This window comes from Novosphingobium sp. GW835-FHT14H07, assembly GCF_058793515.1.
The window spans coordinates 1-14,180 of the sequence record NZ_JBXAFX010000003.1; the positions used below are offsets into that span (position 1 = coordinate 1).

The following is a 14,180-nucleotide window of genomic DNA, read 5'->3' on the forward strand; positions in this document are numbered from 1 at the left end:
GGCGCCGACAACGGCACCGCCATGCGCGACTACATCGCAGACTGGTGCGCCCAAACATTCAACGAAATGGTGTAGACTGGATCTGACGAACGCCCCGGTTGCAAAGGAGAATGCGCATGATCTTCGCCGATCCCCGCGTGGCTCGCGTGTTCGACCGCTACCGCGACCGCGCAAGAGACGATGGGGATCGCATGAAGACGCTCGGCCTCGCCGGGTTTGCCGTCCGTGACGAATTCCTGCTACCAGTAGGCGAGGATGCCGGACGTTTCATGCATTCGCTAATCCTCGCACGCCGCCCGGCACGCATACTCGAACTCGGCACCAGCTACGGATATTCGACGCTGTTCCTTGCAGATGCCGCAGCGCAGATCGGTGCGCTTGTCGTGACCTGCGAATTGGCCGACTACAAACAGACTTACGCCCGCGAACAACTGGCAGAGGCAGGACTGGATCACTTCGTCGAATTTCGGTGCGGTGACGCTCTGGATTGTCTTCAAGACGATGAAGGGCTTTGGGACTTTGTGCTTCTCGACATCTGGAAAGAGCTCTATTTGCCTTGCTTCGAGGCATTCTATCCTAAACTGAGCGACGAAGGCGTTATTGTTTCCGACAACATGATCGAACCCGAATTCGATCGTCCTAGTGTTCGCCAGTATCGTAACGCAGTCCGCTGCAAGCCCGATCTGCAATCCGTGCTGCTGCCCATCGGCAGCGGAATCGAACTGACCGTGCGCTGGAGCGCCGACAATCCGAAGCTTTGAAAGACCATCGATGATTCACGAAATCGCTGCGCTCACCATTGATCCCGCCCGCATGGACGAATTCGAAGCCGCGGTGGCACAGGCCCGTCCACATTTCGAACAGGCGAGGGGATTTGTATCGTTCGCGTTGCAGAGGGTGATCGAGGAACCGGGAACCTATCGCCTGGTCGTGGGCTGGACCAGCGTGGAAGCCCACATGGTCGACTTCCGGGAAAGCCAGGGCTTCCAGGAATGGCGAGCCTTGGCTGGTCCATTTTTCACGGCCCCGCCTTGCGTCGTGCATGTCGAGAACGTGATCTGACGCCGCTCGGCCGCATGATCATCTTCCTCGGTTGTTTGTTCCCGAGTTTCAGTCAGTTCCGCCCTGACCGACCACTTCCCGCTTATTGATCTTCTCGAACTGCGGCATAAGGTGCGGAAGATCAGGGCGGGGGGCGGCACTCCTTTGTGCCGAAGATAAGCATGGCGCACGACATTAGCGGGACATTCGAACGGCCTGCGCTTGCCTCTCTGGCTGACGAAATGGAGCGCCACGGGACAAGTCGCGATGCCCCCGTGCGCGAAATCATGGCGCTCCTCGGTGACCGGTGGTCGACTCTGATACTTCTGGTGCTTGCTACCGGAGAGCTTCGCCACGCCGAACTGCGGCGCCTGCTTGCCAGGCTCTCAGCCGAACGCGCCATTTCCCAGCGCATCCTCACCATGAAGCTCCGCACATTGGAACGGGATGGCTTTGTCACGCGCAGGATCAGCGGCGATGTGCCACCGAAGGTAAGCTACAACCTCACCCATCTGGGGGAGTCCTTGCACGTTCAGACGCGCGGCTTGATCAACTGGATCAATGCCCACCAGGACCTCATCCGCGCTTCCCGCGCGGCGTTTGACAGTGAGGAAGAGTAGACCCCTCCATCAACAGAAGGAATTGTTCATCCCCCACGGGACTTTGCAGTCCCGACGAAGTCCGGGTCGACGCGCTCTCTTGCCTGGCCGCTCCGAAAAGTTAGGCTGCAGCAAGCAGTGCGCGGCTTTCGGGAAGGCATCCGTGATGTTTGATTTTATTCGCAAGCAGTTTGTCGATGTCATCGAGTGGCTGGAGCAGCCCAGCGAACTGGCTTGGCGCGTGCCCTTTGCCGATCGCGAAATCCAGCACGGCGCCCAGTTGACGGTGCGCGAAGGACAGATCGCGGCCTTTGTCAATGAAGGCCGCATCGCAGATTTCTTCGGACCGGGCCTGCATACGCTCGAAACCGCCAACCTGCCCCTGTTGTCCAACCTGATGAACTGGGACAAGGCTTTCAAATCGCCATTCAAGTCGGACGTGGTGTTCCTCTCGCTGAAGGAGCAGCATGGCCTGAAGTGGGGAACTGCCCAGCCAGTTACAGTGCGCGATGCTGAATTCGGCGCGCTGCGCCTGCGTGCATTCGGCTCATATTCCTTCCGCGTAAGCGAAGTCGCGCCATTCGTCTCGCGCGTGATGGGGACGCTGGCCGACATCTCGGTGCCCTCGCTCGAACCGCAATTGCGTGCCGCGATCCAGACCGCGATAGCCACTGCCCTTGGCGGCAGTGGCATTGCCTTCCTCGATCTGGCGGCAAACCAGCAGGCGCTTTCTGACCGGATCAAGCTCGAGGTCGACAAGGCCTTTGCGCAGTGGGGACTGACCTGCCTTTCGTTCTACGTCGAAAGCGTGTCGCTGCCCGATGAAGTCCAGGCCCATCTGGATAAGGCCAGTTCGATGCGAGTGCTTGGCGATCTCGGAAATTACACTCGTTTCCAGGCGGCAGAAGCAATCGAGGATGCTGCAAACCAGGATGGCGGCGGGGTGGCCGGTATCGGCGCCGGGGTTGCTGCTGCAACGGCATTGGGCGGCGCGATGGCCCAGGGACTTGGCCAGGCAACGATCCCCGCAACTGCTCCCGCTGTCACCCAAGAAGATCCCCTCGCGATGATCGAGAAACTCCACAGGCTGGTAACGCTGGGCGCATTGAGCCAGCAGGAGTTCGATGCCAAGAAGGCCGAGCTGCTCGCGCGAATCCGCTGATTGCGCGTTCGCATTGGGGGGAAGCGGGACGTGATGAATTGCCCTTCGTGCGGAGCGCAGGTGCCGGTGCGAGGCCCGTCCCTTCCCTATGCGACGTGCCCCTACTGCCAGACACTGATCCTGCGCCACGGGCTCGATATCGAGGATGTGGGCAAGGTTGCAGTCCTGCCATTCGATGTTTCACCGATCCAGCTTGGCACCACGCTGGTGGCCGAGGGACGCAGCTTGGTCGTGGTCGGCCGGGTGCGCTGGGCCTGGGCCGGGGGCTCGTGGAACGAATGGCTGGCCATGGCCGAAAGTGGCGCGCAGTTCTGGCTGGCCGAGGCAGCTGGCATGTTCATGCTGACAGCCGAGTGGCCACAACTGCTCGACCGCGCGGACGTCCGCGCCTTTGCGGAAGGCGGCACAATAACGCCGGGAGACGTGATCGAGGTTGATGGACGCCAGTTGTTTGCAAGTGACATCAAGCAGGTCGAATGCCTTGGCAGCGAGGGTGATCTGCCTATCCCCACGCAGATCGGCACGAAGATGACCAGCGTGGACTTCCGCTCCGCCAGCGGCGAAGTCCTTTCCCTTCAGCGCGATGAGCGCGCGACAACGGCGTGGTTTGGCGATAGCTGGGACCTGATCAGCCTCAAGCCCGGAAACCTGCGTCAGATCGAGGGCTGGACTGTGCCCGGAGAATTGCGGTGACTGCTGGCTCTGCAGGCGCCAAAGCGGTCACCTGCCCGGCCTGCGGCGGGACGATCGAAGTGCGGGCGGCGGGATTTACGGTCAACCTTGCCTGCCAGCATTGCGGATCGCTGCTCGATGTATCGCGGCCGGAAGTGGCGCTGATCCGCAAGTACAAGCGCGCCAACGAGAATTTTGCCTTGGAACTGGGCAAGCGCGGCACGCTGTTCGGGCAGGAATGGGAGGTCGTCGGCGCGCTGCGCCGCAAGGACCCGATCACCATCTGGCAGGAGTTCCTGCTGTTCAACCCGTACCTCGGCTATCGCTGGCTGGTGGCCTGCGATGGCGAATGGCAATTCGGCACGATGCTGGCGGATCGGCCTCAAGGCCCCCGTGACAGGGTCTACTGGCGGAGTACGCCATTCACGCGCATGGGCCGGGACCAGACGACCTCGACTACCGCGGTGGCGGGGGAATTCTACTGGCGCGTGAAGGCAGGCGATACGGCAACCGCCACGCTGTTCCAGTCGGGCCAGACCATGCTCTCGCGTGAGGTTTCGGAAGGTGAGGAGAACTGGACACAGCTTGTGCCGGTGCCCGAAGCCGATGTCGAAGCCGCCTTCGGCCTCAGGCGTCGCAGTCTGCCGAGGCGCAAGGCAGCGAGAGGGCCGATGCTGTTCCGGCCCGCGATCGGCATGGAGCAGGACGACCTTGGCAACATGTTCAAGCTCGCACTGGCTGTCTCGATCATCGCCGCGATCGCAATGGCTGTACTCGCCTGGCCGAGGACCAGGACAAGTGCGATGGTTCAGGTCCCGGTCGGCGGGCAGATCGCCCCGGTCAAGGTCGGCACGATCATCGTGCGCAGGCCATGGCAGTTCGTTACCATCGAAGCGGACACCAACCAGTTCGAAAACCGCTGGGTCGATCTCGAATACAACCTGGTCGATCGTTCAAGCGAGCAGTCGATCGATGCGTTCGGTCTGGTCGAGCACTATGCGGGCACCGATTCCGATGGTGCGTGGAGCGAAGGCAGCCATCATGGCGACACCATGTTTGGCCACGTGCCGCGCGGCACCTACGATGTCTACGTCAGCGGTTCTGCGCATGGCTGGCCGGTCGACCCTGGAATCAACGACGCCTGGGGCTCGGTCGAGACGATCAATGTCTGGGTGGAAGCAGAGACCGGCGCAATGTCGTGGGGAATGTGGTGGACATTGGTCATTGCCCTGTTCGCCTGGCCGGTCACCATCCTGTGGTGGAGGTTCCGCGACAAATGACCAGACGCCTCATCCTGTTCGCGCTGTGGAGCCTTGCGCTGCTGGCAGCGGCGCTGTTCGCCGCCTTCAACGCCTATTCGTTCTACAGCGACGAGGAAGACCGCCCCGTCGCATCGGGCCACACCGGCCCATCGCACAAATGATCACCGGATCCTGAAAGGAGCCTGCCATGCTCACCGCAAACGTCTTCCTTGCCACGATGCTCTATGCCGGACTGGGGATCGTCATCTTCATCGTCAGTTTCGTATTGGTCGACAAGCTGACCCCGGGCGAGTTGTGGCGCGAGATCATAGAGCGCAAGAACCTGGCCGTGGCCCTGCTGGCCGGAGCCGTGGCCATCGGCATATCCAATATCATCGCCGCCGCCGTGCATGGATGAAGCACCGCTTGCCGCCAGCAACGCCAGGCGGGATGCAGCGCCGGCTTCGCTTGCGGTCATCCTGCTGGTTTCGGTCCTCGTCGTTGCCACCTGCGGCCTGATCTACGAACTGCTGGCGGGCACTCTGGCAAGCTATCTGCTCGGCGACAGCGTTACCCAGTTCTCCACCGTCATCGGGACGTACCTGTTTGCCATGGGCGTCGGCAGCTGGCTTTCGCGCCATGTGCGTTCGGGCGAGATGGCGGTGTTCGTCCGGGTGGAAATCCTCATTGCAGCGCTGGGGGGATGGTCTGCGGCCGGTCTGTTCCTGCTGTTCCCGCTGGTGGGAGACTTTCGGGTTGCGCTCTATGCCCTGGTGATGACCATCGGCGTGCTGGTCGGGCTGGAAATCCCGCTGCTGATCCGCATCCTGCGCCACCGGTTCGCCTTCCGCGAGCTTGTCTCAAACGTGCTGACGTACGATTATGTCGGTGCGCTGATCGCCTCGTTATTGTTCCCTCTGGTGCTGGTGCCCAAACTGGGCATGATCCGCACCGGCTTCGTTTTCGGCCTTGCCAACGTGGCCGTAGCGATCGCCTTGCTGATCGCCCTGCGCCGCCAGGAACGCATCTGGCGCGACATGATCGCGGCGATGCTGGTCTCCGCCTCGCTGCTTGGTGGTCTTGCCTTTGCCGACCGGCTGCAGCGCTGGAGCGAAGTTGCGTTCTACAACGAGCCCGTGGTCTATGCCCGCTCCACGCCCTACCAACGCATCGTGCTTACGCGGCAGGACGGTGATCTGCGGCTCTATCTCAACGGCAATCTGCAGTTCTCCACGCGCGACGAATATCGCTATCACGAAGCATTGGTGTGGCCGGTGCTGGGCCGGGTCGCTGCGCCTCGGCAGGTGCTGATACTCGGCGGCGGCGATGGCCTTGCCGCCCGCGAGGTGCTTCGTGACGGCCGCGTTGGGCATGTTACGCTGGTCGATCTCGATCCCGAGATGACCCGCCTCTTCCGCGATACGCCGCAACTGGCGCAGCTCAATGCCGGAGCGCTTGCCTCCTCTCGGCTCACGATGGTGAATGCCGATGCCTTTCGCTGGGTGCGCGAACAACGGCGCCAGTTCGACGCGATCATCGTCGATTTTCCCGATCCCACCGAATTTTCGCTGGGCAAGCTCTATACCGAGACATTCTACCGCCAAGTCGCCCGCCTCCTCGCCCCGGGTGGCGTGATGACGGTGCAGAGCACCTCCCCGCTCATTGCGCCGCGCTCCTATTGGACCGTCGCCAGCACGCTGGAGGCCGCCGGGCTCGCCGTGCGCGGTTATCATGCCTATGTGCCGAGCTTTGGCGAATGGGGCTTCACCATGGCTGCCCACGTCTTCCCGTCCGATGCGGTGCAACTGCCGAAAGACCTCCGATTCCTTACCCCCGCCAGCGAACGCGCAATGTTCGATTTTCCGCCCGATATGGCCCGTCGCCCAGCGCCCGTGAACAGGCTCGACAACCAGGCCCTGGTGCGCAGCTTCGCCGCGGAGTGGGGCCGCTATGAAAGCTGAGCCAACCCGGCGGCAGGTGCTTGCTGGCGCAGCGGTCGGAGCGGGGGTGACGGCGCTGCTCGGAGGATGCAGCCAGCCAGCGCTGCCCGGCACCCTGTCCGGCACCGATTGGCAGCGGGGCCACCTGATCCGGGAAGGCCGGTTTCCGGCACCATCAGGCCCGGTAGAGGAAATCGACATCCTGATTGCGGGCGGCGGTGTCGCAGGCCTTGCCGCCGGCTGGCGCCTGGCCGAAGCCGGCTTTACCCGCTTTGCCCTGTTTGAACTTGAAGACGCGCCCGGCGGCAACGGGCGATCGGATCGCAACGCCATCAGCGCCTATCCGCTTGGCGCGCATTACCTGCCGGTGCCAAACCGTGAAGCCCGCGCCCTGCGGCACATGCTGAGAGGCTTCGGCATGATAACGGGCGAAGCGAACGGCGCGCCGGTCTATGATCCGCTGCAGCTTTGCGCCGACCTTGAGGAGCGATTGCTATGGCGCGGCAAATGGCAGGAAGGTCTTGTCCCCCAGACCGCGCTTTCGAATGACGATTACGCCCAGCAGGCAAGGTTCACGTCTGCGATGTCCGGGTTTCGTGAGGCCATCGGGCGGGATGGCAGGCACGCATTCGCATCACCCATGGCGCTCTCTAGTACGGATGAGCGATACCGCTCGCTCGACCGGCAAAGCTTCGCGCGATGGCTTGATGCACAGGGCTATACTTCCGTCCCATTGCGCGCCCACCTGCGTTATTGCTGCAGGGATGACTATGGCTCGGAGCCCGAGAACGTCTCGGCCTGGGCGGGCATCCACTATTTCGCCGGGCGTCGTGGCTGGGCAGCGGGCACCGACGGTGACCGCGAACTGACCTGGCCAGAGGGCAATGGCCGACTGGTCCGGGCGATGGCTGACAGGATCGCGCCACATCTGCGCCTGGCGCGGTCGTTGATCCGGGTCGAAACAGACGGATCAGGGGTACTCGCCCATGTCTTCGATCATCGCGCCAGTGCCACACGCATCGTTCGCGCCCGCGCCGCCATCCTGGCGATGCCCCACTTCGTCGCCCAAAGAATAGCGCCGCAACACACGGCCAGCGGTCACTTCACCTATGCGCCGTGGGTCGTGGCGAATGTCACGGTCAGCCGCCCGCCGCGTGGCAAGGGCGCACCATTGGCGTGGGACAATGTCTCGGCAGCGAGCGAAAGCCTCGGTTATGTCGTTGCCACGCACCAGACCTCTTCGGCGGATGGCGGTCCGACCGTACTGACCTGGTATCTCCCGCTCAGCCGTGAAACGCCGAGCCAGGCCCGCAAGATTCTCATGACCCGCACGTTGCAAGCCTGGCAGCGCATCGTGCAGGATGATCTTCTGGCGATGAACCCCGATCTTTCGGGCGCGATCGAGCGGATTGATGTGTGGCGCTGGGGCCATGCCATGGTGCGGCCCGAGCCGGGCTTTCTGTCGGATCCAGCCAGGATGGCGGCGCAGCGCGGGGCACCGCCGCTGTGGTTTGCCCACTCCGACCTTTCGGGCCTTTCCCTGTTCGAGGAAGCGCACTATCGCGGCGTGATTGCCGCCGAGAGCGCTCTTGCCCATCTTGCGCATCCGTTCGAAAGTCTCGCCTGATGGTTCATCTTCCCGGCACGAGTGTCCATCTCATCGCCGATCTTGATGGATGCTGCAGGCTTGATGATGCCGTGCATGTGGAACAGGTCCTGCGCATGGCTGCTAGCGCGGCCAAGGCGCACGTCGTCGGCGTTCATCTGCACCATTTCGGTGAAGCCATGGGATTGACCGCGGTGGCCATGCTGGCGGAATCGCACATATCGATCCATACCTGGCCGGAGACCGGAGTAGCGGCGGTAGACCTGTTTGTCTGTGGCGAGAACGCCGATGCTGCGGCTGGCTTGGCGGTAATCGCCTCCATGCTCGGTGGCAGGATTGCGCGGCAGCATTCGCTGCAGCGTCTCGGGACTGACAAACCCTGCCACTTGCCCTAAGGGCGCGGCATGGAATCTTCGGTCACCGTCGCAGCGCTTTACCGTTTCACGCCAATCGCGGACCCTGCCGCCTTGCGCGATGCGCTGGAAAGCACCTGCAAGGCGCAAGGCATCAAGGGTACGCTGCTGGTTGCCCACGAAGGGCTGAACGGCACTATCGCCGGTAGCGCCGAGGGCATTGCCCATGTGGTGGATTTCATCCGTGCCCAGCCCGATTGCGCCGATACCGACGTCAAGTACTCCCACGCATCCGCCATGCCGTTCTACCGCATGAAAGTGCGGATCAAGCGCGAGATCGTGACGATGGGCGTCGAGGGCATCGACCCGCGCGCAAGCGTTGGCACCTACGTTTCGCCGCAGGACTGGAACGCGCTGATCGCCGATCCCGAAACCATCGTGATCGACACCCGAAACGACTACGAAGTGGCCGCTGGTACCTTCGAACGCGCCATTGATCCGAAGACGACAACTTTCCGCGAGTTCCCCGGCTGGTTCCGCCGTGAACGCGAGCGGCTGCTGGGTAAGGGAAAGACCCCCAAGGTTGCCATGTTCTGCACCGGCGGCATCCGTTGCGAGAAATCCACCGCCTTCCTCAAGGCTGAAGGCATCGAGGAGGTTTACCACCTGAAAGGTGGCATCCTGAAATACCTCGAGGAAGTGCCTGAAGATGAAAGCCTGTGGCGCGGCGAATGTTTCGTCTTCGACGAGCGCGTGACTGTGGGCCATGGCCTTGCGCTCGGCAGCCACGTCCTTTGCCGTGCCTGTCGCCGACCCGTGGATGAGGAAGGGCGTGCTTCACCTCTCTATGAAGATGGGGTCTCCTGCGCAGGTTGCTACGATGAGCGGACAGACGAACAACGCGCTTCGGCCCGCGAACGTGACCGTCAGGAGAAGCTCGCGCGCGCCCGCGGCACGAGTCACATCGGTGCTACACGCCCCTGATAAACGCGACCATCTCATCCGTAAGACGGCGATCGGCGGTGCCGATGTGCATGGCCATGGAATAGTGGTTATGTCCGGACAGGATCATGCCGTTCGGTAAAGCGCCGTGCCGTTCGAGACGCTCTGCCATCAGGCCAAGGAATTCGGCCTGGAAGCGTGGAGGATCGTACTGCGCACAGCAGATGAACAAGGGGATGCTGGTCGAGGCAATGGCCTGACGCGGCATTCTGGCCGCGTAGTCCTCGTTCAGGCCGTAGTACGGCTCGTCCTTGGCATCCAGCGGGGTGTAACCATACAACCCCGAAAGCAGCACCGCCCCGGCCACCGGCAGATCCGGCTGCAGCTTCAGCGCCGTGGCGATATGCACCGCCCCCGCCGAGGTGCCAACCACCACGATCCGCGCCGGGTCACCACCATGCTCCGCGGCGTTGTCGCGAAGCCATTCCACCGCCGCCGCCACGTCCTCGCCACCCTGCGGCCAGCGCGCATCGGGCAGGAGCCGGTAGTTCATCGCCGCGCCGAGGAACCCGGCCTCCGCCATCGTCCGAGCCACCGCGGCATTTTGCCAGGAACCTTCATCACCCTTGTCGCCAAGCCGGAAACCGCCCCCGTGCACGAACAGGACGACCGGCAGGTCGCGATCGGCGGCAGTACGATAAAGGTCGAGCCGATGGCGCTCATGCGGGCCATAGACGCAATCGACGGCCAAGGCCGGCACGCGTGCGGCAAGCCCGCGCTGCTCGTCATCGAACAGCGCGCGACAAGCCTCGACCACCTGCGGGCCGAGCGCACTGCCCATCGCGGCAATCGCATCGGCAGCAGACATCACGCCTCGTCGATGACGGGGTTGGTCAGGGTTCCGACCTTGCCGATCGAGATTTCGGCCACGTCTCCGGCCTTCATGTAGAGTGGGGGGGTACGCTTGTCGCCCACGCCGCCGGGGGTGCCGGTGGCGATGACGTCGCCGGGTTCCAGCGTGGTGAAGGTCGAGCAGTATTCGATCACGAAAGCCACGTCCCAGATCATGTCCGACACAGGCTGGTCCTGCACGAGCTGGCCGTTGATCCGGGTCTGCACGCGCTGTTCGGCCAGATCGGGCAGTTCGTCAGGCGTGACGAGCGCAGGGCCGAAGCCGCCGGTGCCGGGGAAGTTCTTGCCGGGCGTGAACTGGATGTTGTGGCGCTGCCAGTCGCGCACCGAACCATCGTTGAACACCGAATACCCGGCGACGTGCTCAAGTGCCTTTTCGCGCGGGATGCGACGGCCGCCCTTGCCGATCACCACGGCGAGCTCGCCCTCGTAATCAAAGCGGGTGGTTTCGGGCGGGCGCACCAGCGGTTCGCCATCGGCGATCAGGCTGTCGGCCCAGCGCGTGAAAATCGCCGGGTATTCCTTCTGATCCCGCCCGGTTTCAGCGACATGCGTGGCATAGTTGAGGCCGACGCAGAGGATCTTGTTCGGGTTGGGGATAACCGGGAGCAGGCGCACGTCGGCGCGGGCATAGCTCGCGGTGGCAGCCAGCACGGAAAGGTCACCTGCCACGGCGTCCTTCAACCATGCCGCAGCGCCTTGGGCGCCGAGGTCATGTACGGTCTCGCCATCGAGGCGGCCGAAGCTGGGGGTCCCGTCGGGACGGCGGAAACTGATGTAACGGGCCATGGTCTTGTCTCCCCTGAGGACGCCTTTTGCCTGCACCGCCGATCCGGTCAGTGCAAGGGCGGCTGCGCCGCCGACGAAACCTCGTCTGTCGATGTTCAAAGTGGTGCCGGTTCCCAGTCACGGCGGCAGCGGAAGCGCTCCTCGGCCACACGCAGGCCGGCAAAGTCCTTGTCCGAGATGCCCCACTGGTCGATGCGCTGCTCGGGCCAGGTCCAGTCGTCCGGCTCACCGGTGCGATAGTCTGCCGGAACCTTCTCGACTGCGGTCGAATACTCGATCACCGGGCCGAACGGGGCGATGTAATAGGCATAGACATTGTCGCCGGGGCCGTGGCGGCCGGGGCCCCATGCCGGTGCAAAGCCGTTGTCGCGCATCCAGCCAATGCCGCGCATCACCGCATCGAGATCGTCCATCTCGAACGCTACGTGATTGAGGCTGGCAAAGCCGGCGCGGGCAAAGGCGGTGGAATGATGGCTGTCGTTGCAACGCACGAAGACCATGCCCTTCGTCCGGTCAGAGACGCGGAAGCCCAGCACCTCCTCCACGGCGTGACCAAGGAGTTCGGCATCGGCAGAGTTGAACACCACGTGCGTCAGCTTGACCGGCGACACGCGCTTGCTGGCCTTGGCAAAGCCGTCGATGGCCTCGACCTCGCTCGATCCGGCCAGGAAGCGAAGGATCGTGCCCTCGGGCAGTTCGACAAGCAGGCCCGCACCCTCGCCGGGATCGGCAGAGGTTACCGGCTTTGCTGCCCAGCCCTTGTCGGTCACGCGCGCCTTGATGGCGGCAAGTTCCTCGCCGGAACACACGAAAGTGGTCGACCGGACGTATTCCTCATCCGATTGCTCGAACGCGACGAGGTAGGGCATCGTGCCGGTGCCGCGCAGGTAATGCGTGCTGCCGCGCACATCGGCGGGATAGAGGCCCCAGACGTCGACCATCCACGCGGCGGCGCCAGCGGGATCGGGCAGGGCAACTTCGATGCTGCGCAACTTCACGCCGGTATCTCCTGATTGAAACCTGCGGCCCTGAGCCCCGCGAGCGCGCAGTCCTCGTCGCAGTCGCCGGTATCGCCGCTGATGCCCACGGCACCGATGATCGTGCCAGCCTCACGGATCAGCACGCCACCGGGCGAGAAGGCAATGTTGCCGCCCACCGCCACGCTCACGCTCTGGAAAAAGACCGGGTTGCCTTTGGCCCGCTCGGCCAGGACGCGGGTATCATCGCCCATGCCGAGCGCGCCCATCGCCTTGGCGCGAGCAATGTCATGGCGGAACAGGCTCGCCCCGTCCTCACGCGCAAAGGCAACCGGATGCCCACCGGCATCAAGCACCACCACGGCGAGCGGCTTGGCACTGCGCGACCGCGCATGGGCCAGTCCAGTGCCAATGATCGTCTGGGCTGCGGCGAGTGTCAGGCTCACGCTGCAATCTCCTGCCTCTGACGAAGCATCGCATCTCGCAACGCGAGCAGTTCGGCTGCAGAGCCTGTGCCGAACACATAATGGTCGGGACGAACCAGCACGGCCTCGACTCCGCGCGCGTCGAGCCACTGCTCGACCGCGCCGTTGTCGGGCAGCTCGCTGGCAATGATTGCGCCCTCACCACCGCCGTCTCGTACGAACAGCCGCCAGCCTTGACCGACCAGATCGTCGAGCTTGCGCCCATCGGCGAGGACCGGCTGGATGAAGCGCTGGCCCGCTGCGGGCGTGCCTTGCGCAACAAGGCCGGTAGAAATCGCCGGAATCAGGTCTGCAGCCGTTTCGCCCTGCTTCTGGGCTGATTGCGCACGGATGCTGGCATCGCGCTCCGCCGCCTTGGCCGGATCGAGTTCGCAGATATAGCGCCCTGCCGCCACCGCCGCGCCGATGACGCCGCGCACGTGCGGGTCACGCTCGGACTGGTAGGTCGTCAGGATGGCCTCGTCCGCGCCCTCATTGACGATCGCCGCCATCTTCCAGGCAAGGTTCGCCACATCGCGAAGGCCATGGCACATGCCTTGGCCGAAGAACGGCGGGGTCTGGTGCGCGGCATCGCCTGCGAGGAAGACACGGCCGACCTGCCACTGCTCCGCCACCAGCCCGTGGAATCGATAGGTCGCGGCGCGCACGATCTTATGCGGCACTTGCCTCATCCATGCCCCGACCAGTGCCGCGACGTTCTCCTCGCGCATCATTTCGGCGTCGTCTTCGTGCGGCAGGAGCATGAACTCCCAGCGGCGATGGTTGCGACGGCCGGGAACGACCGTGGCCGGGCGAGCCGGATCGCACATCATCACCGACAGGCGCTGCAAGTCGGCCCCCTCGGGCACGCCGGTCAGGTCCGGGAAAGTCACCGGCCCCTCGACCTCGGCATCGACCACCAGCCACGGCTCTTCGAAGTCAAGGTCGTCGAGCTTCACGCCCAATGCCTTGCGCACCGGGCTGCGCGAGCCATCGGCGGCGATCACCCAGCGTGCCGTCAGGCTGCGCTGTGCGCCATCCTGCGCGAAAGTCACCGTCACGCCGCCCTCATCCTGGACAAGCGCGGTGAACTCGGCGCCCGGCAGCAGGCCGATCCTGCCATTGTCGGCAAAGGCCGCGCGCAGATGGGCCTCGAACTCGGGCTGGTAGAAGAAGTAGTCGTTGGCCCACCCGAACGGGCGCGGCTTGCCGACCGTGCCCATGTAGCGGATCACGCCGTGGTCGGCGCCGACATGCAGGTGCCCATCGGTCGCCACCATGTCCGGCTCCACTCGGTCGATCACCCCGGCGCTCTGGAACAGCCGCATCATCTCGTGATCGAGATGGACCGCACGCGGCAGCGGATAGTGCTCGGTCTCCTTCTCGAGCACGACCACCGAAAGACCTTGCCTGCCCAGCAGGTTGGCCGCCATGGCGCCCACGGGACCGCAGCCGATCACGGCAACATCGAACATCGTCGTC

General features: G+C 63.8%; 17 protein-coding genes. 12 read left to right on the forward strand and 5 right to left on the reverse strand.

Annotation, left to right across the window (positions count from 1 at the left end; genetic code table 11):
* Nucleotides 1–116: 116 nt before the first annotated feature.
* From AC1Q5P_RS03610 to trhO, 12 genes are all read left to right on the forward strand, one after another.
* Complete coding sequence (locus tag AC1Q5P_RS03610; RefSeq protein ID WP_492518154.1) at nt 117–761, forward strand: O-methyltransferase; 645 nt, start codon at nt 117–119, stop codon at nt 759–761.
* Between the two features lie 10 nt (nt 762–771).
* Nucleotides 772–1,062, forward strand: coding sequence for an antibiotic biosynthesis monooxygenase family protein (locus tag AC1Q5P_RS03615; protein ID WP_039334636.1), 291 nt, complete (start codon nt 772–774; stop codon nt 1,060–1,062).
* A gap of 161 nt (nt 1,063–1,223) precedes the next feature.
* Nucleotides 1,224–1,661: a winged helix-turn-helix transcriptional regulator gene (locus tag AC1Q5P_RS03620; RefSeq protein ID WP_039334635.1), complete on the forward strand. Its 438-nt coding sequence runs from the start codon at nt 1,224–1,226 to the stop codon at nt 1,659–1,661.
* Nucleotides 1,662–1,806: 145 nt separating this feature from the next.
* Nucleotides 1,807–2,802, forward strand: a complete 996-nt coding sequence (locus AC1Q5P_RS03625; protein WP_492518155.1) for an SPFH domain-containing protein — start codon at nt 1,807–1,809, stop codon at nt 2,800–2,802.
* 66 nt (nt 2,803–2,868) lie between these two features.
* Complete coding sequence (locus AC1Q5P_RS03630; RefSeq protein ID WP_492518156.1) at nt 2,869–3,495, forward strand: DUF4178 domain-containing protein; 627 nt, start codon at nt 2,869–2,871, stop codon at nt 3,493–3,495.
* Nucleotides 3,492–4,754 carry a DUF4178 domain-containing protein gene (locus AC1Q5P_RS03635; protein ID WP_492518157.1) on the forward strand — a complete coding sequence of 421 codons (1,263 nt, stop codon included), beginning with the start codon at nt 3,492–3,494 and terminating at the stop codon, nt 4,752–4,754. Before AC1Q5P_RS03630 ends, AC1Q5P_RS03635 begins: the two co-directional genes overlap by 4 nt.
* Nucleotides 4,751–4,897, forward strand: a complete 147-nt coding sequence (locus tag AC1Q5P_RS03640; RefSeq protein WP_169745717.1) for a hypothetical protein — start codon at nt 4,751–4,753, stop codon at nt 4,895–4,897. Before AC1Q5P_RS03635 ends, AC1Q5P_RS03640 begins: the two co-directional genes overlap by 4 nt.
* A gap of 26 nt (nt 4,898–4,923) precedes the next feature.
* On the forward strand, nt 4,924–5,133 hold the full coding sequence (locus AC1Q5P_RS03645) for a DUF350 domain-containing protein (protein WP_039334627.1): 210 nt from the start codon (nt 4,924–4,926) through the stop codon (nt 5,131–5,133).
* Nucleotides 5,126–6,676, forward strand: a complete 1,551-nt coding sequence (locus tag AC1Q5P_RS03650; RefSeq protein WP_492518158.1) for a polyamine aminopropyltransferase — start codon at nt 5,126–5,128, stop codon at nt 6,674–6,676. Before AC1Q5P_RS03645 ends, AC1Q5P_RS03650 begins: the two co-directional genes overlap by 8 nt.
* Complete coding sequence (locus tag AC1Q5P_RS03655; RefSeq protein WP_492518159.1) at nt 6,666–8,282, forward strand: FAD-dependent oxidoreductase; 1,617 nt, start codon at nt 6,666–6,668, stop codon at nt 8,280–8,282. Before AC1Q5P_RS03650 ends, AC1Q5P_RS03655 begins: the two co-directional genes overlap by 11 nt.
* Nucleotides 8,282–8,656 (forward strand): adenosylmethionine decarboxylase, encoded by a 375-nt coding sequence (gene speD, locus AC1Q5P_RS03660; RefSeq protein WP_039334622.1) that lies wholly within the window; start codon nt 8,282–8,284, stop codon nt 8,654–8,656. The genes AC1Q5P_RS03655 and speD overlap by 1 nt, the downstream gene beginning before the upstream one ends.
* A gap of 9 nt (nt 8,657–8,665) precedes the next feature.
* A complete protein-coding gene (gene trhO / locus AC1Q5P_RS03665; protein WP_039334620.1) occupies nt 8,666–9,598 on the forward strand; it encodes an oxygen-dependent tRNA uridine(34) hydroxylase TrhO in 933 nt (310 codons plus the stop codon).
* Here the strand turns inward: trhO and AC1Q5P_RS03670 are convergent.
* The 5 genes from AC1Q5P_RS03670 to AC1Q5P_RS03690 all read right to left on the reverse strand — a co-directional run bounded on the left by AC1Q5P_RS03670 (nt 9,585) and on the right by AC1Q5P_RS03690 (nt 14,173).
* A complete protein-coding gene (locus AC1Q5P_RS03670; protein WP_039334619.1) occupies nt 9,585–10,424 on the reverse strand; it encodes an alpha/beta hydrolase in 840 nt (279 codons plus the stop codon). The two genes, trhO and AC1Q5P_RS03670, sit on opposite strands and share 14 nt — an antisense overlap.
* Nucleotides 10,424–11,257, reverse strand: a complete 834-nt coding sequence (locus tag AC1Q5P_RS03675) for a fumarylacetoacetate hydrolase family protein (protein ID WP_193828719.1) — start codon at nt 11,255–11,257, stop codon at nt 10,424–10,426. The genes AC1Q5P_RS03670 and AC1Q5P_RS03675 overlap by 1 nt, the downstream gene beginning before the upstream one ends.
* Nucleotides 11,258–11,352: 95 nt before the next feature.
* Nucleotides 11,353–12,255 carry a VOC family protein gene (locus AC1Q5P_RS03680; protein WP_492518160.1) on the reverse strand — a complete coding sequence of 301 codons (903 nt, stop codon included), beginning with the start codon at nt 12,253–12,255 and terminating at the stop codon, nt 11,353–11,355.
* Nucleotides 12,252–12,680: a GlcG/HbpS family heme-binding protein gene (locus tag AC1Q5P_RS03685; protein WP_193828717.1), complete on the reverse strand. Its 429-nt coding sequence runs from the start codon at nt 12,678–12,680 to the stop codon at nt 12,252–12,254. The genes AC1Q5P_RS03680 and AC1Q5P_RS03685 overlap by 4 nt, the downstream gene beginning before the upstream one ends.
* Nucleotides 12,677–14,173 carry a bifunctional 3-(3-hydroxy-phenyl)propionate/3-hydroxycinnamic acid hydroxylase gene (locus AC1Q5P_RS03690; protein ID WP_492518300.1) on the reverse strand — a complete coding sequence of 499 codons (1,497 nt, stop codon included), beginning with the start codon at nt 14,171–14,173 and terminating at the stop codon, nt 12,677–12,679. Before AC1Q5P_RS03690 ends, AC1Q5P_RS03685 begins: the two co-directional genes overlap by 4 nt.
* Between the last annotated feature and the right edge of the window lie 7 nt (nt 14,174–14,180).

What these genes read in the sequence shown, in the direction of transcription:
- AC1Q5P_RS03645 (WP_039334627.1), top strand. Translation starts at nt 4,924, where the DNA reads ATGCTCACCGCAAACGTCTTCCTTGCCACGATGCTCTATGCCGGACTG.
- AC1Q5P_RS03640 (WP_169745717.1), top strand. Translation starts at nt 4,751, where the DNA reads ATGACCAGACGCCTCATCCTGTTCGCGCTGTGGAGCCTTGCGCTGCTG.
- AC1Q5P_RS03670 (WP_039334619.1), bottom strand. Translation starts at nt 10,424, where the DNA reads ATGTCTGCTGCCGATGCGATTGCCGCGATGGGCAGTGCGCTCGGCCCG.
- AC1Q5P_RS03690 (WP_492518300.1), bottom strand. Translation starts at nt 14,173, where the DNA reads ATGTTCGATGTTGCCGTGATCGGCTGCGGTCCCGTGGGCGCCATGGCG.
- speD (WP_039334622.1), top strand. Translation starts at nt 8,282, where the DNA reads ATGGTTCATCTTCCCGGCACGAGTGTCCATCTCATCGCCGATCTTGAT.
- AC1Q5P_RS03675 (WP_193828719.1), bottom strand. Translation starts at nt 11,257, where the DNA reads ATGGCCCGTTACATCAGTTTCCGCCGTCCCGACGGGACCCCCAGCTTC.
- AC1Q5P_RS03610 (WP_492518154.1), top strand. Translation starts at nt 117, where the DNA reads ATGATCTTCGCCGATCCCCGCGTGGCTCGCGTGTTCGACCGCTACCGC.
- AC1Q5P_RS03620 (WP_039334635.1), top strand. Translation starts at nt 1,224, where the DNA reads ATGGCGCACGACATTAGCGGGACATTCGAACGGCCTGCGCTTGCCTCT.
- AC1Q5P_RS03625 (WP_492518155.1), top strand. Translation starts at nt 1,807, where the DNA reads ATGTTTGATTTTATTCGCAAGCAGTTTGTCGATGTCATCGAGTGGCTG.
- trhO (WP_039334620.1), top strand. Translation starts at nt 8,666, where the DNA reads ATGGAATCTTCGGTCACCGTCGCAGCGCTTTACCGTTTCACGCCAATC.
- AC1Q5P_RS03615 (WP_039334636.1), top strand. Translation starts at nt 772, where the DNA reads ATGATTCACGAAATCGCTGCGCTCACCATTGATCCCGCCCGCATGGAC.
- AC1Q5P_RS03655 (WP_492518159.1), top strand. Translation starts at nt 6,666, where the DNA reads ATGAAAGCTGAGCCAACCCGGCGGCAGGTGCTTGCTGGCGCAGCGGTC.
- AC1Q5P_RS03650 (WP_492518158.1), top strand. Translation starts at nt 5,126, where the DNA reads ATGGATGAAGCACCGCTTGCCGCCAGCAACGCCAGGCGGGATGCAGCG.